The sequence below is a fragment of the Deltaproteobacteria bacterium genome (assembly GCA_020848905.1).
Lineage (GTDB): Bacteria > Myxococcota_A > Polyangia.
This window is the reverse complement of sequence record JADLHG010000036.1, coordinates 50,141-73,597: the sequence shown is the minus strand read 5'-3', so window position 1 is coordinate 73,597 and position 23,457 is coordinate 50,141. Positions and strand designations below refer to the sequence as shown.

Here is a 23,457-nt window from a genome sequence, read left to right as displayed (position 1 = left end):
ACCTCGCCGTGGTTGATAACGCAGTGCGATATTAGCCCTCGGCAGGGGCCGCACAAGGGCCAAAGTGCGCCCCATCGCCCCCGCGGTCCTCTCGTGATCTCCCCGCAACCCCGGCGTCGCCAACCGTCGATTCACCCACGAAGTACGCGGCAGCCGGCGCGCCGTTTCGGCCTCGGCAGAGCACCCCTCGACGCGGCAAGGCCCAGGCGAGCGCGCCGTAATACCGATTTGACAGCGCTCCGGCGGATGCTCTACTACTGCCCAGGGTCCTGGGCCGGCGTGGCCCGGAGCACAACGAGAAACCTCGCTTCGAGGCTTCACCGCACCTAAGGAAGGATCGTCATGAAGAAAGCCGCCGTACTCTTGGCCGCTAGCCTGCTCCTCTTGCCCCTCGCCGCCAACGCCGCCAGCAAGATCAATGGCAAGTGGAAGGTCGTGAGCATGACCAAGCAGGGCAAGACCATCAAGTCTCCGCCCGACACCAGCATCGTGCTCGCCTTCGAGGACGACGGGAAGAAGTGGACCGTCACGATGAAGGCCAAGGCCCCGAACGGCCAGCAGGTCTCGCAGTCGATGACCGGCAAGTTCAGCATGAAGGGGAACAAGGTCACCACGACCAACGAGAAGACCAACAAGACCGAGACGATGGTCGTGGCCTTCAAGGGCAAGACGATGACCATGACCAAGGGCGAGGAGAAGATGGTCGCCGAGAAGGTCGACTAGGTCCGCCCGCTCGCGCCGCCCCTCGCCGCCGGCGCCTCTACCGCGTCGCGTTCAGCCGGATCCCCAGAGCGAGCAGCGTCGAACGCGCCTCGGCGAGCTTCGCGAGGAGCGTCGCCTTGAGCTTCGCCACCTCCGTGTGCACCTTGGCCGCGTCCTCGGCCTGCAGTCGCGCGCGGTGCCCCGGCTCGAGGTTGTCGTAGGCCCGACTCTGCCCCGCCTCGGGGAGGCGAGCCAGCTCCGTCGCGATGCGCCCGCACAGTCCCGGGACGTGGTCGAGGGCGTTCATCACGCCGTAGATGGACTGCAGCCGCTTGCGCGTCTCGGGGGCGAGCTTGCCCGCGTACTGCTCGATGAAGGCCTCGCCGCGGGCGGGAAGCCAGTCCGCCTCGCGCGAGAGGAGCGTCCGCTCGTCTCGCGTGCCGTAGCCGAGGAAGAAGAAGCGCATGCGCAGGAACTGGAAGTGCTCCCGGAGGGCCTGGACCCGGACCCACTCCGGGTTCACGCCGCGGGCCTTCTTCGGGTGCGCGCTCGAGACGCGGTAGCCGGAGCGCGCGGAGCTCTGCTGGTAGAGATCCATCAACCGGACCGCGTCGCGCGCGAGCCCCTCGTAGAACGCCGTGAACGACTGCCGGCCGCGATAGCCGTAGTCGAGCGGTCGGAGCGACAGATGATCGGCCGGGAGGAGCTGCTCCTGGCCGGAGGCGAGCCGCACGGTGAGCCGCGCCGAGTTCACCTCTCCGTCGGAGAAGCGCTCGAGGCGCTGGAGGGTCACGACGTCCCCGGGATAGAGGGTGACGCTCTCTCCCGGCCCCACCCCCCGCGCGGGCCGCGCCACGTAGAGCCTCGCGTGCCGGCGCTCGAGCGAGGCCAGCTGCTCGCCGGCCAATGGGACGAACTCGGCCCACGCGAGCCGCGACAGACCGAGCAGACCGCTCGCCACGAGGCCGAGGCGAAGCAGGCGCAGGCCGCGCGCGCCGGTCAGGCGTGAAGGACTACGGCGGGAGCGCACGCTCGACCCCCTTCGCGCGCAGCTCGTGCGCCGCCTGCACCTGGGAGCGCAGCCGCTCGAGGAGCTTCGGGTCCTGTCCGCGGGCTCCGCTCGCCACGCCCGCGGCTTTCTCGCAGAGCGAGGCCACCTCTCGCACCTCGCGTCGCGAGGCGCTGACGGCGTTCAGCGCGTAGGCCATGACGGCCAGACTACCGAGAAGCGGCAAGGCGAGCCCCAGCACGCGCCCCCAGCGCGGCGCCTCGAAGCGCGAGAGAACCCACGGCGTCAGGAGCAGCAGCAGCAGCCCGAGCCCGCACAGAAGGACCGCGCCCTGCTGCTCCGCCCAGAGCCCCTGCAGCCAGCTCCGGCTCGTCCGGGCCTGCGCCGCCTGGCAGTGGGACGAGTGCGCGAGCCGCTCCGCCTCTTGCCGCCGCATCTGGGCCAGGGCGTTGCCCAGGTCCCGGTTGAGCGAGATGTGCGAGAGGTCCACGCGCCGGGCCGTGTCGCGCAGCTCGGGCGGCACGCGCTCCAGGCTGTTCGTGTAGGCCGGCCGACCGCCCTTGGTCGTGTAACGGTAGATCTGCGCCCGGTCGTCCTCCGCCGCCGACGCGGCGAAGCCGAGCGCGAGAACCAGCGCGGACGCGATGAGCGGGACCTTCCGCATGGCGAGCTCCGAACCCATAGTGCGCGCCGCTTGTGCCAGTGGCTAGTGCCGCCACTGGCGGCGCCTGGTCCAGCCGGTTAGATCCCTTCCCCGTGTTCAACCATTCCAACCCCTTAGATCCGGGCCCGGCTGGTCTAACTCTTGCGAAACCGCCCACCCGACATGCACACGACACACTTCGGTCCATACCGGCTGTACGAGAAGCTGGGGAGCGGCGGGATGGGAGAAGTCTACGTGGCGACCCGGGCGGACGCCGCGGGTCGGGTGCAGCGGGTGGCGCTGAAGAAGCTCCACGCCGAGGTGACCCAGGACCCCCTGACGGTCGCTCGCTTCAAGCACGAAGCGCGGCTCATGATGGGCATGAGCCACCGCAACCTGGTCGAGGTCTACCGCGTCGGCGAGGTCGAGGGCGAGTACTACCTGGAGATGGAGCTGGTGCAGGGGCGCAGCATGGAGCAGCTCCTCGCCCGCTGCCGGAGGTGGCGCAAGGAGCAGCTACTTCCGCTCGGCGGCGCGCTCTACATGGTGCGCGAGGTCCTGGCGGCGCTCGAGTACTGCCACCAGTACCGAGACGAGCGCGGGTTACCGCTCGAGTTGGTCCACCGGGACGTGAACCCGAGCAACGTGCTCGTCTCGTACAGCGGCGAGGTGAAGCTCACGGACTTCGGCCTGGCCACCTCGACCTACCGGCCCGACGTCACCGAGTCAGGCATGATCGTCGGCCGCCTGGGCTACGTGGCGCCCGAGCGCTGGGACCAGAAGCCGGTGGACCCGCGCACGGACGTGTACGGCGTGGGCGTGATCCTGTTCGAGCTCATCACCTGTCAGCGCTTTGCGATCGGGACCGACCCGCGCACGGTGCGGAGCTGGCTCCCGGCGCGCTGCAACCTGGCTCCGTCGGAGCTTCGGCCGAGCGTCCCCGGCGAGGTGGACGACGTCGTCCTACGCGCGCTGCATCTGGACCCCGAGCGGCGCTTCCGTTCGGCCCGCGAGTTTCGCGCGGCGGTGCAGCACATCCTGCAGCGGCAGTACCCCACCTTCGACGTGGACCACCTGCGGCGCACCGCCGTCGGGCGTCCGCGCGAAGAGGTCCGCTTGTCGGCCGTCGCGTGATCGCGTAAGACCTCCCCTGCATGAGCCACGAGTCGTCGCTCCCCGGAACGCGCGCGGCTAGCGCGTCCGCCGTCCCCGCCGCTGCGGCCCCTGCCGTAGACCGCGGCGCGCTCGAGCGCAAGCTGCTCAAGGCCACCGGTTCCGCCGTCGGAGACTTCGGCCTGATCGCGGACGGCGACCGGCTGCTCGTCGGGCTCTCGGGCGGCAAAGACTCCTACGCGCTCCTCGACCTGCTCCTTCTGCTCCAGCGTCGCGCCCCGGTGCGCTTCACCATCGCCACGGCGAACCTGGACCCGGGCTACCCGGACTACCGGCCCGACGTGGTGGCCGAGCACGCTCGCTCGCGCGGCGTGGAGATCCATCTGCTGAAGGCCCCCGTAGCGCAGCTCGTGGCGGAGAAGCTCCGACCGGGACAGGTGGCCTGCCCCCTCTGCTCGCGCATGCGGCGCGGCGCGCTCTACTCGCTCGCCCGCGAGCTCGGCGCGAACAAGCTGGTCCTCGGCCACCACCTGGACGACGCGCTCGAGACCCTGCTCATGAACCTCTTCTACGCCGGGACGCTGCGGGCCATGCCGCCCCTCCTGCGACGCGCCGAGCTGCCGCACGTCATCCGGCCGCTCTGCTACGCGCTCGAGCGGGACCTGCGAGCCTACGCCGAGGTCCAGGCCTACCCCGTGATCCCCTGCGCCAGCCCGAGCTGCGCCGACGCGGACCGGCGGCGGCAGGTGATCAAGCGAACCCTGGCCACGCTCGAGGAGGCCCACCCGGACCTCAAGCACCAGATGCGACGCGCCCTCGGCAACGTCCAGCCCTCGGGCCTCTTCGACCGGCGCCTGCTCGAGGCGCTGGGCGGGGCCGCGGCCGCGGACGAGGCGGACGAGTAGCGCAGCCCGATCCGCCCTCCCCGGGTCACCCCCCCTCCCCCGACACATTTCCGTGGGCCGATTGTGCCAGATACCGGCACACCTGTCCGGCCCACTCAACCCGGGAGAGGGAATGGCGATCTTTCTAAGCTATTGTGAATAAATAAGACGCACACAGTGGCCAACTGGCACAGAGCGTGCTCCTTGCCGGGTCAGCAAGGAGTCGTCCATGAGGCACAGTCGGTCACAAGAGAATCGGTCGGGCGGCCTGCTGGCCGTCGTCGCCACCCTGCTCGCCCTGCTGGGTGCGGGGTGCCTGGAGCAGCTCCCGGACGGCCCCGGCCCGGACGGAACCTGGAACCAGGGACAGACGGAGTTCGTCAACGCCGAGCCGGGCACCGGCGAGAGCGGCGGGGGCCGCTCGATGCCGCACGCCGACGCGGGCATGGCCGCGGGAGGGGACGGCGGGTCGAGCTCCCCCGCGCAGCCCGCCCCGGGGGCCCCGGGCGGTCGCGTCGCCGAGGTGGAGGAGGCGGAGATCTTCCGCGTGCACGAGAACCGCCTCTACGCCCTGAACACCTACAAGGGCCTCGTGGTCTACGACCTGAACGACCCGAAGAAGCCCACACGCCTGGCGCGCCTGCCGATCTACGGCTACCCGATCGAGATGTTCTTCAAGGGCGAGGTGGCCTACGTGCTCGTGAAGGACGCGCTCTTCGTGACGCAGGATGCGGGCAAGCTCCGCTTCCAGCGGCACCACGTCTCGCGCCTCGTCACCGTGGACCTCAGCGACGTGACACGGCCGAGGGTCCTCCAGGAGCACGACATCGTCGGCCTCCTGCGCGAAGGGGTCTCGCGCAAGGTAGAGGACACGATCTACGTCGTCTCGCACCAGCCCGCGGGCTACTGGTACGAGGGCTGGGGGATGAACTCCCCCGCGCGGCAGCAGGAGACGGCCCACGTCTACTCCTACAACGTGGCCGATCCGAAGCGCGTCCTGCAGGTGGGCAAGCTCCAGCTCTTCGACGGGGGCTCGGGGAGCTCCGGGCCCGGCGGAAGCGACAGTCGCTGGTTCACCGGCGTGAGCATCTCGGCCACCGCGAACACCTTGATGGTCGTCGAGAACTGGCAGGCGTGGCAAAGCGCGGGCTCTGGCGGCTTCGGCGGCTGCGGCCGCAGCGAGTCCTATGCCGAGTCCAAGGTGAGCCTGGTGGACATCAGCGATCCGTCGGGGGCGATCCGCGTGCACACGCAGTTCACCCAGCGCGGGGCCCTCTCCGATCAGTTCAAGCAGACCTACCTCTACAACCCGCAGACCAAGGAAGGGACCTACTTCGGCATCTTCGCGCGCGACGAGTGGACGAGCTGTGACCGCGTGGTGAAGAACTACATGGTCGCGGTGGATATCACCGACGGCAAGAACCCCGTCGAGCTCTCCTCGGTGGCCTTCGGCAAGCCCAACGAGACGGTTCGCGGCACGGCCTTCGACGTGCACCGGCGCGTGGCCTACGCCATCACCGCCCAGAACCGGGACCCGCTCTACGCCATCAGCATCGAGGACCCGAGGAAGCTCAAGGTGCTCTCGGAGATCGACGGCCTGAGCGGCGACATGAGCGTCTTTCGCCTGATCCAGCAGGGGAAGTTCCTCCTCGCCGTGGGACGCGACACGAGCGATGCGTGCACCGGCTTCGATCAGGGCTGGTCCTCCTCCCGCATGGCGGTGAGCCTCATCGACGTGCAAGACCTCGCGCGCATCCGGCTCGTGCAGCGCCGCTGCGTGGCGGTCAACTCGGGCAAGTGGCAGAGCTCGTCGATCACCTGGAACCAGGACCAGGCGCACAAGCTGCTCGGCATGTACAGCGAAGGGGACCTGAACCTGGTGGGCGTGCCGGTGACCTTCTGGGAGCAGGATACGGGCCCCTGGGCCTGGCGCTTCTACGCCCAGCGCAGCGCCGTGGGCCTGATGCGCTACGACCTGTCGGCCTACGACGCGACGAAGGAGCCCGCCGCCCAGCGCGTGCTATCGGACCTGCCGACGCTCTACCACCCCGAGGGAGAGGTGCGGCGCACGATCTTCTTCAAGCACCGCCAGGGAGGCGTCGAGCGCCGCATGGTGGCCACGCTCTCGGAGACGCACCTCGCGCTCACCGACCTCTCGGACGTGCGGAGTCCGGTTTTCCAGTCGGTGACCGAGCTCGCTCCCTACGTGAGCGGCCTCTACCGGGTCGGCAACGCCCTCGTCGAGGCGGTCACGCCCTTCAGCCCCGAGATGAACTACTGGGGCCACGCGACGCGCATGGACCTGCGCATCCGGCGCGCGGACGACCCGGCCCCGCTCGAGCAGCGCAAGCTCCTCGCCAGCTTCTCCGTGGGCGGCGTGCAGTCGGTCCTGGTGCAGGGCACGAAGCTCGTCTTCCTGCGCAGCCGGAACGCCGCGCCCGACGGGACCCCGGCCGCGACGGAGGTTCTGATCTACGACCTCTCGAACCCCGAGGCGCCCCGGGTGGTCGGCCGCGGACAGCTCCCGACGACCTGGCTGCCGAGTTACCACCACTACTGCGACGGCCCGGGGTTCTATTACCGCTATAGCTTCGACGCGGCGGACCAGTGGGTCACGGCGGGCGCGGGGATCGTAGCGCTCACCACGCGCTGGGACTACAGCCCGGTCGGCAACAAGAGCACGCGCAGGACCAGCCTGCAGCTCGTGGACCTCTCGAACCCGGCCAGCCCCCGCTTCGTGGAGCAGCCGCTCTCCACCGACGACTGGGAGTACTACGGGCTCGTCCCCTCCCCCGACGATCCGACCGTCGTCTACCTGAGTGCGCGCCGGGCCGCCGGATCCATGACGGTGGAGGGACAGGCGTTCGACCTCTTCCGGTACTACGCGGTGCCCTATCGCGCGAGCGCCGGCCAGCTCACCGCCGGCGACGCGTTGAATCTGCCGGGCCAGCTGATGAAGATCACCACGCACGGCGGGCAGCGGCTCCTGCTGACGCACGACCGGCACTTCGAGCGCCGCGCGAACGTGACGTCCACCCCCTATCTCGGCCCGTGGGACTATTTCCGCGAGGTCCGACGCCTGAACCTGCTGCGGCAGGTCACCCTCTCGGGGCAGGTCAAGGCCGAGCTGCGGGACAGCCGCCTCATGGACCACTGGTACCTCTCCGACGTGGTGCTCGACGGAGCGCAGCTCTTCATGCTGGGGCAACGAAGCTACGACTACTACAGCGGCCGCCCCTCGCCGGACGCCGAGCAGGGCGACCACCTGCTGGCCTTCGATCTCTCCGCGCTCAAGCTGGACCTGAAGTCTACCTCGGCGCTCGGCACGTGGGGGGCGAGCCTGGTCGGCTTCCGTCAAAGCCGCCTCTTCGTGCTCCTGCCCGGTACGGGGCTCCTGGTGACGGACACCTCGCAGCTCGCCGCCCCGCGCGGGATCTCCTTCACGCCCACCCTCGGTTGGGCCACCCACCTGCTGCTGGCGAAGGACCGGGCCTACCTCGCGGCCGGACACTACGGCGTGGTGGAGCTCCCGCTCGGAGCCGTCAGCCTACCCGCCTCGTAACGGCTTCGCCGAAGCGCCGGCGGCAGCGATGCGCGCCCGCTGGAACGGCGCTCGCGGCGAATGCACGAGCCCCTTGCCGGTCACTCGAGCATCCAGAGACGCCGGAAAGCCCTTGCTCTTCAAGCAGCCCCGGCTGGCACCCTTGATGCAATAAGCCCGCGCAAAGAGGCCCAGCATGAAACGATCGACTGCCGTCGCCGTCGCAGCCTTGCCCCTGCTCGTAGGCGCGCACCTCGCTGCGGCCCCGCAGGCCAGCGCCTTGGGGGGCAACAAGACCCAGATCGTCACCGTGCGCAATCCCAAGCTCAAGACGCTGATTCGAGGCTACGGGGACGGCAGCGGCTCTGCGGTTCAGGTGCTCGCCGTGTCCGGCTCCGTGGACCACGGGAAGATCTCCCTCAAGGTCGGCCGACGAACGCTGACCTACGGCAACTCCTACTACACCGCGCATGACTGGGGGGTGAACCTGGGAAAGCAGCGCGACGTCAGGGGCGCGGAGCTCTGGAGGGTGCTCGGGCCCGTCACGGTCTACGAGCTGGCCGGGGCTCTGGCCGCCTACGGGCAACGGCTCGCCCCCGCGAACTCCGTGGACCCGCAGCAGCTCATCGGACAGTTCCTGCGCTCGCTGGGCTTCTCCAAGAAGGAACTGGAGGGGGCGGGGGTGTCGCCGTGGATCTCCGTCCAGGAGCGCGATCGCCGCTCTGAACTCGCCCGCACGAAGTACTTCTCGAGCGCTGGTAGGCAGCGGGACAAGAAGAACAAGAGGACGCCATGAAAAGGACAGCCGCCCGCTCGGCCGCGATTCTCGCCATCGTCTTGGCGCCCCTTGGCGGCGCCCACGCCCGAAAGGCGGAGACGACCAAGACCTACGGGCAGCGCGTGCAGGAGTATCGCGACGCCCACGCGCCGCTGGGCCAGCAGATGGTGCAGCGCCTCGCCCATGTTAACGCCATCGGTAAGTGCCTCGAGCTCGTGCGGGAGGGCGGTGGCGGAGGCTGGGGCCCCTTTGCCGCCAGCCACGAGAACCGCGAGGCCGCGTGCGTGGCGGAATTGCAGCACTGGGAGGCCAAGAACCAGCCCCCCGTGGCTCCCGTAGCGCCTCCCGCCGTGGCGAAGAAGAGCCCCCTGCCGGGCTTCCTGACGGGCGAGAGGCGCAAGGCCAAGGAGCGCGCCAAGGCGGAAGCGACGTATGCCAAGGCCCTCGAGGCGTGGAAGTCGCAGCGCGCCGAGACGGAGCAGGGCACACGCCGCTCTCTCGGACGATGGGAAAACGCCATGAGGGACCTCGCCGGAGTCCTGGCGACCGTCCCCGCGGCTGTGCTCACCCCCATCCTCGGCGACGTCGCGGCCTTCGTCCGCCCCTACGCGAACCCCGCCATGGCGGCCAAGCGGGGCTACGGCATGCTCGAGCAGATCGCCACGCGCCTGACCGACAATCACCCGACGCTGCGACCCGCCCTCGATCGGCTTCAGGCGACGGAGCAAGAGCTCCTGGCCGAGGCCACCGCCCAGGTCAAGGCCAACCGCCTTTCCACGAAGAAGCTCACGCGCCCCCAGGCGGAGAAGCTCTACAAGGAAGCTCTCGCGCGACTGAACGAGCTCCCCGAGCTCACGACGGACCTTAGCATCCACAGCGACACGGTGGCCGAAGCTCACGGGGAGTCTCACGTGCGCGGTCACTCCAGCGTGCACGGCTCGATCCGCGCGCGCGGGGTGTTCTCCTCCATGCGTGGCGAGCTCGACGGACACAGCACGCTGGTCGCCGACTCGTTCTTCGATGCGATGGCCCGCCAGCTCCAGCCCGAGGCGGTGGACTACGTGATCGATCTCCAGCCGTCGGCCCGCCAGATCCGGGGCCTGCCCGCTTCGGCGCGTACCTACCACCTCGAGAAGACGCTCGCGCTCCACGAGGAGAACAAGACGCTCGTGGAGGCACGGCTGGCGCTCGAGAGCGTGGTCCGCGTGAGGGAGATCTACGAGAAGCTGGCCCAGGACCATCCGGACCTCGCCGTCGCGTTCAAGAGCTGGGCGACCTTCTCGACCGTCCAGATCCGGCAGTGGGACGCGAGGGAGTACAGCACGGCCTACGAGGTCGTCGGAACGCTCAACCTGAACCGCGCGAAACCCGACCTGCTCGCGCTCAAGTCCCTCGGACTCATCGACCCGGCGCGCGAGGCCATGCTGCGCGGCGAAGCGCAGACGGCCCTCGACAAGGCCCTCGCGCGATAGGGGCGCGGCCGGGCGCGCCGAGCCTACTCGAGCCAGGAGCGCCCGTAGTCCGCGTCCTCGACGGCAAGAACGTCCCGCGCCACGGTGAGCGGCTGGAAGGTATCCACCATCACCGCCAGCTCGTCGGTCTCCTTCTGGCCGATCGACTCCTCGGTGCGGCCCGGGTGCGGGCCGTGCACGAGGCCGTCCGGATGGAGCGTGAGCGAGGCATACTCGATCCCCTTGCGGCTCATGAAGCGATCCTTGGCGTAGAAGATCACCTCGTCGGAGCGCACGTTCGCGTGGTGGTAGGGGGCAGGTACGGCCCGCGGGTCGAAGTCGTACGGGCGCGGCACGAACGAACAGACCACGAAGCCCGGCCCCTGGAAGGTCTGGTGCACGGGAGGCGGCTGGTGGATGCGCCCCACGATCGGCTCGAAGTCGCGCACGTTCAGCGCCCACGGGTAGTAGTAGCCGTCCCAGCCGACCACGTCGAAGGGATGGTGGTCGAGGACCACCTCGGTCAGCCGGTTCTGGGCCTTCACCACCAGGCGCGCCTCGCCCGCCGCCTCGTGCTGGACGAGCCGCTCCGGCGCGCGTAGGTCCCGCTCGCAATAGGGCGCCCCCTCCACGAGCTGGCCGTGCTCGTTGCGGTAGCGCCGCGGCGTCTCGACGGCCCCCGCGCTCTCCACGACGAAGAGCCGGTGCGGACCCGCGCCGAGTCGCAGGCGGTAGAGGATCCCGCGCGGCACGACCAGGTAGTCGCCGCGCCCGTAGTCGAGCTCGCCGAGCTGGCTCTCGAGCACGCCCTCGCCGTCCGCCACGAAGAGCAGCTCGTCTCCTTGCGCGTTCCGGTAGAAGAACTCGTCGCTGCGGCCGGGCTGGACGACCGAGAGCGCCACCTCCGCGTTGAAGGCGATGGGCACGCGCCCCAGTGTGGGGCTGCCGCCCGCTTCGAGCCGCCCGAGCCGGAAGTGCCGCATGCGCAGCGTTCGGTCCGGGTCCGCTTCCCACGAGAGCTCGGCCAGGAGCCGACTCGACCGCACCGCCGTCGGCCGGCGCTCGTGATAGAGGAGCGAGGAGAGCCCCGAGAAGCCCTGGTTGCCCATCAGCTCCTCGTAGTAGAGGCCTCCCCCTTCCCGCGCGAATACCACGTGCCGCTTGCGAGGCACGCGCCCCAGCTGACGATAGACCGGCATCAGAGATTCCCCCGTCGGGCTTGCTCGCGCTCGATCGACTCGAAGAGCGCCCTGAAGTTCCCCTTGCCGAAGGACTGGCACCCTCGGCGCTGGATGATCTCGTAGAAGAGCGTCGGCCGGTCCTGCACCGGCCGCGTGAAGAGCTGCAGGAGATACCCGCGCTCGTCTCGGTCCACGAGGATGCCGAGCTCGCGCACGCGTCGGCGCTCCTCGGCCACGGCTCCCACGCGCTCCCAGACCTCGTCGTAGTAGGTGTCGGGCACCGCGAGAAACTCCACGCCGTTCTCGCGCAGCCGCGAGACGGTGAAGATGATGTCGTCGGTGAGGAGCGCGAGGTGCTGCACCCCGGCCCCCGCGTTGAAGTCCAGGTACTCCTGGATCTGGCTCTTCTTGCGACCGACGGCGGGCTCGTTGATGGGCATCTTCACGCTGCGCGAGGCGTTGGCCATGACCTGGCTGCGCAGCGCCGAGAACTCGGTGGAGATGTCCTTGTCGTCGAAGGAGACGAAGGGCTCGAATCCGAACACACGTTCGTAAAACTCGCGCCACACCTGCATGCGCCCCTGCTCCACGTTTCCCACCACGTGGTCGATGGCGAGGAGCCCGACGGGCCGGTCGGCTGCCACCGCGAGGGGGGCATACCCGGGGAGGAAGCCGTCGCCCCCTGCCGCCCCCGAGACGAAGCTGTGCACCGTGTCGCCGTAGGTCCGCACCGTGGCGCGTCGCACGCTCCCTTGCCCGTCTCCGAGCGTTTCCGGAGCCGCAATCGCCTCGGCTCCCCGGGCCACCGCCTCGCGGTAGCAGCGCTCCACGTCCTCCACGGCGAAGGCCACGTCGCGCACGCCGTCGCCGTGCCGCGCGAGGTGCGCGGAGATCGGATGGTCCGCCGCCACGGGGCTCGTGAGCGCGAGGCGGATCTTCCCCTGCCCCAGCAGGTAGCTCGCCCGGTCCCGCACCCCCGTCTCCGGACCCGCATAGGCCAGCTGATCGAATCCGAGAGCGCGTCGGTAGTAGTAGGCCGCCTGCTTGGCGTTGCCGACCCAGAGCTCGACGTGGTGGAAGCCCTTGACGGGCAGTGGCTCGTGACTCATGTGACCTCTCGTCGTGGCGTCCCAGGTACGCCGTGGGCCGCCCCGCCGTTACGCGGCCGGGTCAGGGTGACCTCCACGCACGGGCCGTCTCGTCGGGAGCAGGCCAGCCTGGCCCCGCCTCGGGGACGTCCGCTCGACGGCCGCGAGCGCATACGATGCAAATTCGCCCCGCTGTGGCGCCTTCGGTCCGCGGCGAGGTTGGCGCGCGGCGTGCACTTCATGCTTTTGGGGAGCGCGCCATGCCCTTTCCACCCATCGCGAAGCCCGCCGCCTGGATCACTCCGCCGAACCTGCTCGACTACGACGCCGCACGGCGGGACTTCTCGTGGGAGCAGGCTGCGACGGAGCTGGCCTGGCTCCCGGGCGGGCGCCTCAACCTGGGTCACGAGGCGGTGGGCCGCCACGCGAACGGCCCCGAGGCGGATCGCTGCGCCCTAAGGTGGCTCGGCAAGCGCGGAGAGCGGCGCGAGCTGACCTACCGCGAGCTGGACCGCCTGAGCCAGCTGGCCGCGGGTGGTCTGGAGCGTCTCGGCGTGAGGCCGGGAACGCGCGTCTTCACGCTCGCCGGCCGCATCCCCGAGCTCTACGTCACGGCGCTCGGCGCGCTGAAGGCGGGCGCCGTGGTCTGCCCGCTCTTCTCGGCCTTCGGTCCGGAGCCGGTCTACACCCGGCTCACCCTCGGGGAGGGAGCCGTGCTGCTCACGACGCCGGCCCTCTACCAGAAGCGCGTCGCGGCGCTCCGGCCGCGGCTGCCGAAGCTCGAGCACGTCCTCCTGGCCGGGGCAACCGGCGAGGCCCCCTCCGGCACGCTGCCCTTCGACGCGCTCCTCTCCACGCCCGGCAGCTTCGCCACCCGCGGAATGGACCCCGAGGCCCCCGCGCTGCTCCACTTCACGAGCGGCACCACCGGCACGCCGAAGGGCGCGCTCCACGTGCACCGGGCAATCCTGGCCCACCGGGTCACCGCGCGCCTGGCCCTCGATCTGCGCCCCGACGACGTCTTCTGGTGCACCGCCGACCCCGGGTGGGTGACGGGCACCTCGTACGGGATCCTCGCGCCGCTCGCCCTCGGCGCCACGCTGGTCGTGGACGAGGCCGAGTTCGATCCCGAGCGCTGGTACCGCCTCCTCGAGGAGGAACGCGTCACCAACTGGTACACCGCTCCGACCGCCGTGCGGATGCTGATGAAGGCCGGCCCGGAGCTGGCGCGAGCGCGCGACCTCTCCCGCCTGCGCTTCATCGCCAGTGTGGGCGAGCCGCTCAACCCCGAGGCCGTGCTCTGGGGGAGCGAGGTCTTCGGCCGGCCGATCCACGACAACTGGTGGCAGACCGAGACGGGCGGGATCATGATCGCCAACTTCGCAGCCTGCGAGGTGCGGCCGGGCTCGATGGGCCGCCCGCTCCCCGGGATCGAGGCCGCGATCCTGCGCCGCGACGAGGCCGGTCAGGTGATCGTGCGGCAGGGCCAGCCCGAGGTCGTCACCGAAGCGGGGGTGGAGGGGGAGCTCGCCCTGCGGACCGGGTGGCCCTCCATGTTCCGCGGCTACCTGCACCAGGAGGAACGCTACCGGCGCTGCTTCGTCGGGGGATGGTACCTCTCGGGCGACCTCGCCAAGCGCGACGCCGACGGCTACTTCTGGTTCGTCGGACGCGGCGACGACGTGATCAAGTGCGCCGGGCACCTGATCGGGCCGTTCGAGGTGGAGAGCGCGCTGATGGAGCACCCGGCGGTGGCCGAGGTGGGGGTGATCGGCAAGCCGGACCCCGTGGCGGGCGCGCTGATCAAGGCCTTCGTGGCGCTGAAGCGCGGCTTCGAGCCGACGGACGAGCTGGCCCGGGAGCTCCTCGGCTTCGCCCGCACCCGCCTCGGGCCCGCGGTGGCGCCGAAGGAGATCTCCTTCGCCGCACAGCTCCCTCGGACCCGCAGCGGCAAGATCATGCGGCGCCTGCTCAAGGCCCGCGAGCTCGGTCTTCCCGACGGCGACCTCTCCACCCTAGAACAGACGGAGAAGGAGACGTGACCCAGAGCGAGGCCGCCCACACCCTGCGCGCCCACGCGCTTGGCCTGCTGCGCGAGATGCTGCGCATCCGGCGCTTCGAGGAGCGCTGCGCCGAGCTCTACCAGGCGACCAAGATCCGCGGCTTCCTCCACCTCTACATCGGAGAGGAGGCGGTGGCGGTGGGGGCGATGCAGCCCCTTCTCCCCGAGGACGCGGTGGTCTCCACCTACCGCGAGCACGGTCACGCGCTGGCCCGCGGCCTGAGCCCCGCCTCCGTGCTGGCCGAGATGTACGGCAAGATCGAGGGCTGCTGCCGGGGCCGAGGCGGCTCGATGCACCTCTTCGACGCGAGGACGCGCTTCTACGGCGGAAACGCGATCGTGGCGGGGGGGCTGCCGCTCGCCGTGGGGCTCGCCCTCGCCGACAAGCTCTCGGGCCGCACATGCGTCACGGCCTGCTTCTTCGGCGACGGGGCGGTGGCCGAGGGAGCCTTTCACGAGTCCCTCAACCTGGCCGCCCTCTGGGGCCTCCCGGTGCTCTTCCTCTGCGAGAACAACTTCTACGCCATGGGCACGGCCCTTGCGCGCTACGAGTCGGAGACCCACCTCAGCCTGAAGGCGGCGAGCTACGAGGTGCCCGCCTGGACGGTCGACGGGATGGACGTGCTGGCGGTGGAGCACGCCGCGACGAAGGCCGTGGACGCCATCCGCGGCGGCAGCGGACCGCACTTCCTCGAGCTCCAGACCTACCGCTTCCGCGCGCACTCCATGTTCGATCCGGAGCTCTACCGCGCGAAGGACGAGGTCGAGGCCTGGAAGAAGCGGGACCCCATCGCGACCTTCTCGGCGCGGCTGCGGCAGGAGGGCTTTCTCGACGACGAAGCGCTGGCCGCGCTGGAGGCGGAGCTCGGGGCGGAGCTCGACGCGGCGGTGGCCGCGGCCGAGGCGGGCGCGTTCGAGCCGGTCGCGGAGCTGACGCGCTTCGTCTGCAGCGAGGAGGGGCGACGATGACCGGAGCGAGCGCGACGCGGCGCAAGCTGACCTACCGCGAGGCGGTACGCGAGGCGCTCCGGGAGGCACTCACGCGCGACGAGCGGGTCTTCCTGATGGGCGAGGACGTGGGCGCCTACGGCGGCGGCTTCGGCGTGAGCCGCGGGCTCCTCGAGGAGTTTGGCCCCGAGCGGATCCGCGACACCCCGCTTTCGGAGGGCGCGTTCGTGGGCGCGGGGGTCGGCGCGGCGCTCGGCGGCATGCGCCCGATCGTCGAGATCATGACCGTGAACTTCAGCCTGCTGGCCCTGGACCAGATCGTGAACAACGCAGCCACGCTGCTCCACATGTCCGGGGGGCAGTTCAACGTGCCGCTCGTGATCCGCATGACTACCGGGGCCGGACGCCAGCTCGCCTGCCAGCACTCGCACAGCCTCGAGAACTGGTACGCGCACGTCCCGGGGCTCAAGGTGCTCGCGCCGGCCACGATCGAGGACGCTCGCGGGATGCTCTGGCCGGCCCTCGAGGACCCCGACCCGGTGGTGATCTTCGAGCACGGCGGGCTCTACAACCTGGAAGGGGAGCTCGGCGCGAACGTTATAGAAGGATCGATCTACAACGCGGCGGTCCGTCGCCCCGGCCGGGACCTGAGCCTGATCACCCACGGGGGGAGCCTCTACAAGACGCTCGAGGCGGCCGAGCGTCTCGAGGCGGAGGGGGTCTCGGCCGAGGTGCTGGACCTGCGGAGCCTGCGGCCCCTCGACCTCGAGAGTATCCATGACTCCGTCCGGCGCACGCACCGCGTGGTGGTGGTGGACGAGTGCTGGCGGACCGGCGGCCTGGCGGCGGAAATCCTTGCGTCGATTCTAGAAGGATCGTTCTACGAGCTCGACGCGCCTCCGGCCCGGGTCTGCACCGCGGAGGTGCCGATCCCCTACGCGCGCCACCTGGAGGAGGCCGCCCTGCCGCAGGTGGACGGGATCGTGGCCGCCGCACGCGGAGCGCTGGGACGATGAGCGACTTCTGCATGCCCTCGCTGGGCGCGGACATGGAACGCGGCCGCATCGTGGAGTGGCGCGTGCAGCCGGGCGAGGCCGTACGTCGCGGCCAGGTGGTCCTGCTCGTCGAGACCGACAAGGGGGTGATCGAGGTCGAGATCTGGCAGGACGCGGTGGTCGAGGAGCTGCTGGTCCCCGGGGGCGAAGACGTCCCCGTCGGAACTCCGATCGCGCGCTTGCGAGAGAGCGCGTCGGCCCCGCCCCCGGTGCCGCAGGCCCCGGCTCCGTTCCGCGAAGCCCCGGCTCCGATCCAGCCGGTGCCGGCTCCAGTCGGCTCGCCGCCGGCGGACAGCGCGCGGCTCAAGGCCAGCCCGCTCGCGCGTCGCCTGGCGGCCGAGCGTGGCCTCGCGCTGGGGACGGTCCGGGGGAGCGGACCCGGCGGAGCCATCGTGGCCCGGGACCTCGGACCGGGCGCGGCACCTGTGGCGACCACGGCGCCCGCGACGCCGGCGGAGACGGTCCGAGCGGAGCACGCCGAGGCAGCGGCCCCACGCGCGCCTGCCGCGCCCCCCGCCGACGAGACGCCCCCCATGCGGCGCGCCATCGCGCGCGCCATGAGCCTCTCGAAGCGGGAGATCCCGCACTACTACCTGGCCACGCAGATCTGCCTCGAGCGGGCGATGACCTGGCTGCGCGAGGAGAACGAGGGCCGTCCGCTCGAGGCGCGGCTGCTACCGGCGGTGCTCCTGCTGAAGGCCGCCGCCCGCGCCGTGGCCGCCGTGCCCGAGGTGAACGGCTACTACCGCGACGGGCGGTTCGAGCCCGCCTCCGCGGTCCACCTCGGCGTGGCCATCTCCCTGCGCGAAGGAGGTCTGGTCATCCCCGCCATCCACCACGCCAGCACGCTGAGCCTGGGAGAGCTCATGGACGCCCTGACCGACGTCTCCGAGCGCGCCCGCTCGGGGCGTCTGCGAAGCTCCGAGCTCACGGACGGAACGATCACCGTCACCAGCCTGGGCCAGCGCGGTGTGGAATGGGTCCAGGGCGTGATCTATCCGCCGCAGGTGGCGCTCGTGGGCTTCGGCAAGGTGGTGGAGCGCCCGTGGGCGGAGGGGGGTCTCATCGGAGTGCGCCCGCTCGTCGGGACCACGCTGGCCGCCGACCACCGCGTGAGCGACGGGCACCGCGGCGCGATGTACCTGGCCGCCATCGACCAGCTGCTGCAGCACCCGGAGGAGCTATGACCCCTCGCGTCCTCACCGAAGCCGAGGCCCGGACCGCCGCCCTGGCGGCGCTCGCGGAGGTAGCCCCCGAAGCGGACCTCGCCGCGCTCGATCCGGCCGCGAACCTGCAGGAGGCGCTGGATATCGACTCGATGGACTTCCTGCGCGCGCTCGTGGCCATCAAGCGGCTGACCGGGGTCGAGATCCCCGAGCGCGACTACGCCCGGGTCGCGACCCTGCAGGGCTGCGTGGCCTATCTCCGACGGGGCGGGCCCGGCTAGGGACCCGACTTCTTCGAGGGGCGGGCATTTTTTCCCTTGCATGCCCCACGCCGGTCGATCATATTGCCCAGGCCTCGCGTGGAAGCTCCATCCGAGCTTCGCCTCCTTGGTCACCCCCCCCAGTGAAGCCTGAGTCCGTGGCGGGTGGCAGGTCCCAGGGCGCCGATTTCTCGCGCACGCATCACCCTAGAACCCTAGGACTCAGGAGAGCCAAGATATCGCCTTGTCTACGTCCACCTTCGACGCGTTCAACCTGCGTCCCGAGATCGCCGCCGGCGTCCGGGCGGCGGGTTACCAGACCCCAACCCCCATCCAAACCCAGGCCATCCCCTCCGTCATGGAGGGGCGCGACCTGCTCGGGCTGGCCCAGACCGGCACCGGAAAGACCGCGGCCTTCGCGCTGCCCATCCTGCAGCGGCTCTCCGAGGGCCCGCGCCGCCGGATCCGGGCGCTCATCCTGGCTCCCACGCGGGAGCTGGCGGCACAGATCCACGACTCCTTCGTCACCCTCGGCGAGAAGACGGGCCTGCGCAGCGCGGCCATCTTCGGCGGCGTGGGCTTCAACCCCCAGGCCTCGAAGCTGCGCTCGGGCGTGGAGATCGTGGTGGCCTGCCCCGGCCGCCTCCTCGACCACCTCCGCCAGCGCAGCATCGACCTCTCGAAGGTCGAGGTCGCGGTGCTGGACGAAGCCGACCGCATGTTCGACATGGGCTTTCTCCCCGACGTGCGCCGCATCCTGGGGCAGCTTCCGGCCCAGCGACAGACGCTCCTCTTCTCGGCCACCATGCCGACGGAGCTGGACCGCCTGGTGCACGAGGTCCTGAAGAACCCGGTGCGCGTGCGCGTCAATCCTCCGGCCCCCGCGGCCACCGTGGCGCACGCCCTCTTCCCCGTGGCGCAGCACCTCAAGACCAAGCTGGTCCACGAAATCCTGCGCAGCGTCGGAGAGGGCTCCGTGCTCATCTTCACCCGGACGAAGCACCGGGCGAAGCGCCTGGCGCAGCACCTCGCCGGCGAGGGGCTGGCGGCCACCTGCCTGCAGGGGAACCTCTCGCAGAACCGCCGCGAGGAGGCCATGGGAGGCTTCCGCGACGGGACCTACCAGATCCTGGTGGCCACGGACATCGCCGCGCGCGGCATCGACGTGGCGAGCATCTCGCACGTCATCAACTACGACATGCCCGACACGGTGGACGCCTACACCCATCGCATCGGGCGCACGGGTCGCGCAGCCCGCACGGGGGACGCCTTCACGCTCGTCTCTCCCGAGGACGGCGCGCAGATCTCCGCCATCGAGCGAGTGCTCGGCACGCGGCTCGCGCGACGCACGATCGAGGGCTTCGACTACTCCGCGGCGGCGTCGCCGCGCGAGACGCAGCGCACGCAGCCGGGCCAGCCTCGCGGCACGGGTCAGGGAGCGCGCGGCAGGCAGTCCGCGCAGAGGGCGCCGGCGCGGGAGGGACGCGGTGCCGGTCAGGGACGCGGTGCCGGTCAAGGACGCGGCGGCAGTCAGGGACGTGGCCCCGGTCAGGGACGCGGTGCCGGTCAGGGACGCGGTGCCGGTCAGGGACGCGGTGCCGGTCAGGAGCCGCGGGATGAAGCGTCGCAGCGCCGGGCCGCGCCGGTCACCCCGGGCGCACGCACGGAGGAGGCCTCGGCCGCCGATCCGGCCCAGCGACGCCGTCGTCGCCGCCCCCCCGCCGCCACGCAGGGAACGAGCTCGCGTCGCGACACCTCTCCGCGCAGCGGCGCAGGCGCCGACTGACCGGGTCTAGAACACCGATCGGTGTTCTAGACAGGCCCCCTCCTTCCTCAAAGAAGACCTCCCCCGCGGCGCTATCGCGCCTCGGCACGCCGCCCAGCGCCGGACCGGATGCGGGCCGCAGCACGAGCCCTCAGGGTCGCTGCGGGTAACCCATCGCGGTCAGGATTGGGCATCGAAGCGGAAAACGCCTTGCCGCGCGGTCCATGCAAGCGGTAGCGTAGTTCTTGGCCTTGGGGGGCCCATCCCGCGTCCTTGCACGTCTGAGATCCGTTCTCCCCGAGGCGCCTCATTTGCCCGCGCGCTCGACAGGTCGCGCCGATCCGCGACCGGAGAGATGGGGACCGCGCGCCAATCGGAAAGGAGATGGAGAGATGGAGAGATGGAGAGATGGAACCCGGAGACGTACGTCGTGGAGTAAGTGGGCAGGATTCCTCTTGCTCGTGCCGCTCGGTCCGGGGTGCACGGGGGATGCAGAGCCCCGCATCCTGAACCGCCAGGCGGCCCTTTCTTCCGAGTCGGTCACCGTTCTTTCTCCGGACGAGGTCGCGGGGCGGCTCAGGGCGGCCCAGGCGCGCGTGCAGCCGACCGGGCCGAACAAGCAGCAGTGCGGCGGAGCCCGCATCGACGGTCCCGTCACCCGGCAGCAGGAGGCCTACACCCCCTATACGCGGCTCACGGCGGCCAGGAAGGAGCCATGACGATGTCCACAAGAGCGACGACGTCTTCCTTGGTCCGAACAGCCATCTCCGTCGCAACACTTGTGGCGACGTTCTTGGGCTCCCCCACCAGCGCCGAGGCCTTCTGCGCCTGCAAGAGCGGGATGTACTCTACCGCGAACTCGGCGGTTTGGATGCTCTACCAGCACGCGAACGGCATGGAGAACGTGCTCGGGGGGGACCTCACCGTCATCGAGGATGTCGAGAAGGCCATCAAGTCCGCGATCGAGGTCTGGAACACTGAGGGGCAGTCCAACAAGCGCTTCTTCTACGCCGGCCGCACGAGCATCGACTTCTACAACAACAGCAGTGTCCAGAACGCCGTGCTGGTCCGCGCCACGACGAGTCAGAACGAGTGCGGCGACAACGCCGACGGATGCATGAGCTTTCAGGGCAGCTCGTGCTCGGGTACGCCCGCCAACTGCACCGTGGGCCGTATCCTCGTGCAGCGGACGAGCTACCTTCTAAACGGCGACACCTGGTCCTTGAACCCGACCACGGGTAAGCGAGATCTGACGGGCCTGCTGGTCCACGAGCTCGGCCACGCGCTCGGGCTGGACGACATGGGCAGGTGCGGGCAGCACCCGGTCTCGGTGATGAACAGCTCGTTCGGTAGATATACCGCCGGGGCGCAGTACCTGCGACGCGATGACATCGAGGGGGCGGTCTTCTGTCAGTACTGGCGCAACTGGCAGCTCAAGCACCAGCAGTCGAGCAGCGGGGCGAGCTGGGCGCCCGGCTCGACCGGGATGCCGTCGATCGTGCCCGACACCCGCTTCGGGTCCATCTCGACCGATCACCAGAACAACCTGGGCCGCCTCTACGTGGCCTACCCCTTCTCCCACGCCGCCAATCTGCAGGTCTACGATACGCAGACCGGCTGGTCGGGCCGCTCGATCATCGACAACTCGGAGTACGGGCGAACCTACAACCCGGTCTCGGTGGCCGCAGCGACGGACGCGCCCGGACGCTACTTGCTGGTGGCGTTCCTGGCGAACGAGCAGACAACAAATATGTGGAAAGACATCCGATTCGCTGTCTCGTACAACGGGGGCCTGAGCTGGGGCTTCAACGAGTACCTCAAGCACGCAGATGGCCGCCGAGTGCAGACCGACGCAAACGGCGTCACCGTGGCGTACGACCCCGGAAGCCACCGCTGGGTCATCCTCTACGCCAGCTCCGACAAGATCCTCGGCAGCCACACGGTGACCTGGAACGGCAGCCAGACCCCCGGCTTCGGCGCGATCATCGGGGGACGAGACGTGCCGGCCATCGCCTGCCGTCACCCGGATGTGGCCGACAACTGCATGCTGCTCGAATACAGCACCACCGGTTGCCGCAGGACCCTGCGCGGGCATGTCTACGCGGGCGGCCAGTTCATGCTCAACACTCAGGCCGAGATCGACTGCTCCGATCCGAGCCAGCTCGCGCACGAGACGCCGGCCCTTACCGGTGCGCACTACGACTACTATCCATGGGTCCGGGCGCGTCCCAGCCGGCCGGGGCTCGAGTACGAGATCCGGGTGGACACGTCGAAGCACTACTGGGATCCGGCAACGCCAGGGTGGGGCAACTCGCCGACGAGCTTTCCGGCCCTGCAGTACCACGCCATCAGCGAGCCGGCTCTCGGGTACGTGAACAGCGTCTACTACGCCTTCTATCTCGAAAAATATGCGCTGGACTGAGGAGGAGGGAGGACCGATGCGACACATCCTAGCCGGCCGCCCAATTCTTCGAGCGGGGGTCTTCGCCGTTCTGGCCTCCCTAGCGGGCGGCTGCAGCTCGAAACCCGACGCAGCCAAAGACGCTGCGCCACTCGACGCTCCGTCCGTGGCGCTCGAAGGCGGGGGCAGCGGCGACACCACCCCCGGAGCCTGTGAGATCCAGTGCGCAGACTGCGTATGCGCCGCGATCTGCGACAACAAGTCGCACGCCCTGGACTGCTTGCTCCCGAACGAGTGCGACTGCTTCATCGACGGCAAGTCCATCAAGACCGTCGCCCTAGCTTGCGGCAGCGTGCAGGCGATGGTCACGGCCTACAAGACAGTCTGTGGCTTCCCGGGCCGCGAGCCGAAGCAGCTCGACGGCTCCGTCCTGCGGCGCGACGGCCCGATCGTTCCTCCGGGCTACGAGAAGGACCTTGGCGGGAGGAGAGATCGCTAGCGCCCTACCCGCGCCTTGTCCCGCTGGGCCACCCGATACTGCTTCACGAGGTTCTGCTGCGTCCGCTTGTCCGCCCAGCGGTAGAGCCAGGCCGCGACCTTCTGCAGGACGGGACCCTTGGGCGCGAGAGGCGTCGCACCCTCACCGCCGAAGACGAGCGCGTAGGTGGCCGGCCCTTCCTCGCGTTCACCCTGTCCCAGGGCAACCTCCCTCCGCAGAGCGAGCAGCGGTCGCTGTCCCCAACCGCGAACGAGCGATCGACTGCTCATGGCCGTCAGGGAACCGCTCCCCGGGCCGGTGGCGCGAAAGATCCTGAGGTCCAGCTTGTCCGCCGAGGGCGTGACCTCGGCGCCAAAGCCCGCCAGCGCTCCGTCGCTCCACGCTCGGGGAACCAACGCATCGCTCAGCGGAAGAAGCGACAGGCCGTAGGAGACCACCGTCGCTCCCAGGTCCAGCCGACGCTGCAGCTGGTCGGCGCCCTCCACGCGCAGGCGGTCCGTGCCGAGAAACTCTCTCTTGCGCCACCGGGGCGGCTGCCGCTCCTCGTCCCGGACGTGGCCCTGTCGGTGGTATGGAGCAACGAGCTGCGACACCTCGCCCCACAGCGTGCCGTACCCTGCGCGGACCAGCGCGTTCTCGAGCTGCCCCATGGCCGTCGCGTCCCACGCGTCCGCCCAGGCCGACACCGGCAGCGTCAGCACGAGCAAGCCCACCAGGCGCACCGAAATGCGTCGCATCACGAACCTCCACGGGTGTACGCCTGCGGGTCTTTGCAGCTTTCGTTCCATGGATGTTTGCCAGCCATATTCGGATAGTTGCGTGCGGCGCTTTGGCGTCACGCAGAGCGAGTGGGGCCCCGTGGCCCCGCGGACGCGGCGGATCGGGTAGCCGGCCAGTAGGCGGAGGGATCG

Annotated in this window: 19 protein-coding genes; 14 read left to right on the top strand and 5 right to left on the bottom strand. The window is 70.1% G+C overall.

Annotation, left to right across the window (positions count from 1 at the left end; translation table 11 throughout):
• The first annotated feature begins 342 nt into the window (after positions 1 to 342).
• Positions 343 to 723, top strand: a complete 381-nt coding sequence (locus tag IT371_15710; protein ID MCC6749107.1) for a lipocalin family protein — start codon at positions 343 to 345, stop codon at positions 721 to 723.
• 37 nt (positions 724 to 760) lie between these two features.
• Here the strand turns inward: IT371_15710 and IT371_15705 are convergent, their stop codons facing one another.
• Positions 761 to 1,732, bottom strand: coding sequence for a hypothetical protein (locus IT371_15705; GenBank protein ID MCC6749106.1), 972 nt, complete (start codon positions 1,730 to 1,732; stop codon positions 761 to 763).
• The gene (locus tag IT371_15700; protein MCC6749105.1) at positions 1,716 to 2,375 is read right to left on the bottom strand and encodes a hypothetical protein; all 660 of its coding nucleotides are present in this window, start codon (positions 2,373 to 2,375) and stop codon (positions 1,716 to 1,718) included. Before IT371_15700 ends, IT371_15705 begins: the two co-directional genes overlap by 17 nt.
• Positions 2,376 to 2,594: 219 nt before the next feature.
• On the opposite strand from IT371_15700, the gene IT371_15695 reads away from it, so the two are divergent.
• The 5 genes from IT371_15695 (at position 2,595) to IT371_15675 (ending at position 10,142) form a co-directional block, all read left to right on the top strand.
• Positions 2,595 to 3,488 carry a serine/threonine protein kinase gene (locus IT371_15695; protein ID MCC6749104.1) on the top strand — a complete coding sequence of 298 codons (894 nt, stop codon included), beginning with the start codon at positions 2,595 to 2,597 and terminating at the stop codon, positions 3,486 to 3,488.
• Positions 3,489 to 3,508: 20 nt separating this feature from the next.
• The gene (gene ttcA / locus IT371_15690; GenBank protein MCC6749103.1) at positions 3,509 to 4,372 is read left to right on the top strand and encodes a tRNA 2-thiocytidine(32) synthetase TtcA; all 864 of its coding nucleotides are present in this window, start codon (positions 3,509 to 3,511) and stop codon (positions 4,370 to 4,372) included.
• Between the two features lie 208 nt (positions 4,373 to 4,580).
• Positions 4,581 to 7,913, top strand: a complete 3,333-nt coding sequence (locus tag IT371_15685; protein ID MCC6749102.1) for a beta-propeller domain-containing protein — start codon at positions 4,581 to 4,583, stop codon at positions 7,911 to 7,913.
• A gap of 175 nt (positions 7,914 to 8,088) precedes the next feature.
• Positions 8,089 to 8,688: a hypothetical protein gene (locus tag IT371_15680; GenBank protein ID MCC6749101.1), complete on the top strand. Its 600-nt coding sequence runs from the start codon at positions 8,089 to 8,091 to the stop codon at positions 8,686 to 8,688.
• The gene (locus tag IT371_15675) at positions 8,685 to 10,142 is read left to right on the top strand and encodes a hypothetical protein (protein MCC6749100.1); all 1,458 of its coding nucleotides are present in this window, start codon (positions 8,685 to 8,687) and stop codon (positions 10,140 to 10,142) included. Before IT371_15680 ends, IT371_15675 begins: the two co-directional genes overlap by 4 nt.
• 23 nt (positions 10,143 to 10,165) lie before the next feature.
• Here IT371_15675 and IT371_15670 read toward each other — a convergent pair whose 3' ends face one another.
• Positions 10,166 to 11,320 carry a homogentisate 1,2-dioxygenase gene (locus tag IT371_15670; protein ID MCC6749099.1) on the bottom strand — a complete coding sequence of 385 codons (1,155 nt, stop codon included), beginning with the start codon at positions 11,318 to 11,320 and terminating at the stop codon, positions 10,166 to 10,168.
• A complete protein-coding gene (gene hppD, locus IT371_15665) occupies positions 11,320 to 12,411 on the bottom strand; it encodes a 4-hydroxyphenylpyruvate dioxygenase (protein MCC6749098.1) in 1,092 nt (363 codons plus the stop codon). Before hppD ends, IT371_15670 begins: the two co-directional genes overlap by 1 nt.
• A 239-nt stretch (positions 12,412 to 12,650) precedes the next feature.
• Between hppD and acsA the strand changes: the two genes are divergently transcribed.
• From acsA to IT371_15625, 8 genes are all read left to right on the top strand, one after another.
• A complete protein-coding gene (gene acsA, locus IT371_15660; protein ID MCC6749097.1) occupies positions 12,651 to 14,432 on the top strand; it encodes an acetate--CoA ligase in 1,782 nt (593 codons plus the stop codon).
• 421 nt (positions 14,433 to 14,853) lie between these two features.
• Positions 14,854 to 16,416: an alpha-ketoacid dehydrogenase subunit beta gene (locus IT371_15655; protein MCC6749096.1), complete on the top strand. Its 1,563-nt coding sequence runs from the start codon at positions 14,854 to 14,856 to the stop codon at positions 16,414 to 16,416.
• On the top strand, positions 16,413 to 17,642 hold the full coding sequence (locus IT371_15650) for a 2-oxo acid dehydrogenase subunit E2 (protein MCC6749095.1): 1,230 nt from the start codon (positions 16,413 to 16,415) through the stop codon (positions 17,640 to 17,642). The genes IT371_15655 and IT371_15650 overlap by 4 nt, the downstream gene beginning before the upstream one ends.
• The gene (locus IT371_15645; protein ID MCC6749094.1) at positions 17,639 to 17,902 is read left to right on the top strand and encodes an acyl carrier protein; all 264 of its coding nucleotides are present in this window, start codon (positions 17,639 to 17,641) and stop codon (positions 17,900 to 17,902) included. The genes IT371_15650 and IT371_15645 overlap by 4 nt, the downstream gene beginning before the upstream one ends.
• A gap of 223 nt (positions 17,903 to 18,125) precedes the next feature.
• The gene (locus IT371_15640) at positions 18,126 to 19,667 is read left to right on the top strand and encodes a DEAD/DEAH box helicase (protein MCC6749093.1); all 1,542 of its coding nucleotides are present in this window, start codon (positions 18,126 to 18,128) and stop codon (positions 19,665 to 19,667) included.
• A gap of 371 nt (positions 19,668 to 20,038) precedes the next feature.
• Entirely contained in the window at positions 20,039 to 20,365 is a 327-nt protein-coding gene (locus IT371_15635; GenBank protein ID MCC6749092.1) for a hypothetical protein, read from the top strand.
• Between the two features lie 74 nt (positions 20,366 to 20,439).
• Complete coding sequence (locus IT371_15630; protein MCC6749091.1) at positions 20,440 to 22,068, top strand: hypothetical protein; 1,629 nt, start codon at positions 20,440 to 20,442, stop codon at positions 22,066 to 22,068.
• A gap of 16 nt (positions 22,069 to 22,084) precedes the next feature.
• Positions 22,085 to 22,546, top strand: coding sequence for a hypothetical protein (locus IT371_15625; GenBank protein ID MCC6749090.1), 462 nt, complete (start codon positions 22,085 to 22,087; stop codon positions 22,544 to 22,546).
• Here IT371_15625 and IT371_15620 read toward each other — a convergent pair.
• On the bottom strand, positions 22,543 to 23,283 hold the full coding sequence (locus IT371_15620) for a hypothetical protein (protein MCC6749089.1): 741 nt from the start codon (positions 23,281 to 23,283) through the stop codon (positions 22,543 to 22,545). The two genes, IT371_15625 and IT371_15620, sit on opposite strands and share 4 nt — an antisense overlap.
• Positions 23,284 to 23,457 lie beyond the last annotated feature (174 nt).

What these genes read in the sequence shown, in the direction of transcription:
- IT371_15710 (MCC6749107.1), top strand. Translation starts at nt 343, where the DNA reads ATGAAGAAAGCCGCCGTACTCTTGGCCGCTAGCCTGCTCCTCTTGCCC.
- IT371_15700 (MCC6749105.1), bottom strand. Translation starts at nt 2,375, where the DNA reads ATGCGGAAGGTCCCGCTCATCGCGTCCGCGCTGGTTCTCGCGCTCGGC.
- IT371_15695 (MCC6749104.1), top strand. Translation starts at nt 2,595, where the DNA reads ATGGGAGAAGTCTACGTGGCGACCCGGGCGGACGCCGCGGGTCGGGTG.
- ttcA (MCC6749103.1), top strand. Translation starts at nt 3,509, where the DNA reads ATGAGCCACGAGTCGTCGCTCCCCGGAACGCGCGCGGCTAGCGCGTCC.
- IT371_15685 (MCC6749102.1), top strand. Translation starts at nt 4,581, where the DNA reads ATGAGGCACAGTCGGTCACAAGAGAATCGGTCGGGCGGCCTGCTGGCC.
- IT371_15680 (MCC6749101.1), top strand. Translation starts at nt 8,089, where the DNA reads ATGAAACGATCGACTGCCGTCGCCGTCGCAGCCTTGCCCCTGCTCGTA.
- IT371_15675 (MCC6749100.1), top strand. Translation starts at nt 8,685, where the DNA reads ATGAAAAGGACAGCCGCCCGCTCGGCCGCGATTCTCGCCATCGTCTTG.
- IT371_15670 (MCC6749099.1), bottom strand. Translation starts at nt 11,320, where the DNA reads ATGCCGGTCTATCGTCAGCTGGGGCGCGTGCCTCGCAAGCGGCACGTG.
- hppD (MCC6749098.1), bottom strand. Translation starts at nt 12,411, where the DNA reads ATGAGTCACGAGCCACTGCCCGTCAAGGGCTTCCACCACGTCGAGCTC.
- acsA (MCC6749097.1), top strand. Translation starts at nt 12,651, where the DNA reads ATGCCCTTTCCACCCATCGCGAAGCCCGCCGCCTGGATCACTCCGCCG.
- IT371_15655 (MCC6749096.1), top strand. Translation starts at nt 14,854, where the DNA reads ATGCGTCACGGCCTGCTTCTTCGGCGACGGGGCGGTGGCCGAGGGAGC.
- IT371_15650 (MCC6749095.1), top strand. Translation starts at nt 16,413, where the DNA reads ATGAGCGACTTCTGCATGCCCTCGCTGGGCGCGGACATGGAACGCGGC.
- IT371_15645 (MCC6749094.1), top strand. Translation starts at nt 17,639, where the DNA reads ATGACCCCTCGCGTCCTCACCGAAGCCGAGGCCCGGACCGCCGCCCTG.
- IT371_15635 (MCC6749092.1), top strand. Translation starts at nt 20,039, where the DNA reads ATGGAGAGATGGAGAGATGGAACCCGGAGACGTACGTCGTGGAGTAAG.
- IT371_15625 (MCC6749090.1), top strand. Translation starts at nt 22,085, where the DNA reads ATGCGACACATCCTAGCCGGCCGCCCAATTCTTCGAGCGGGGGTCTTC.
- IT371_15620 (MCC6749089.1), bottom strand. Translation starts at nt 23,283, where the DNA reads ATGCGACGCATTTCGGTGCGCCTGGTGGGCTTGCTCGTGCTGACGCTG.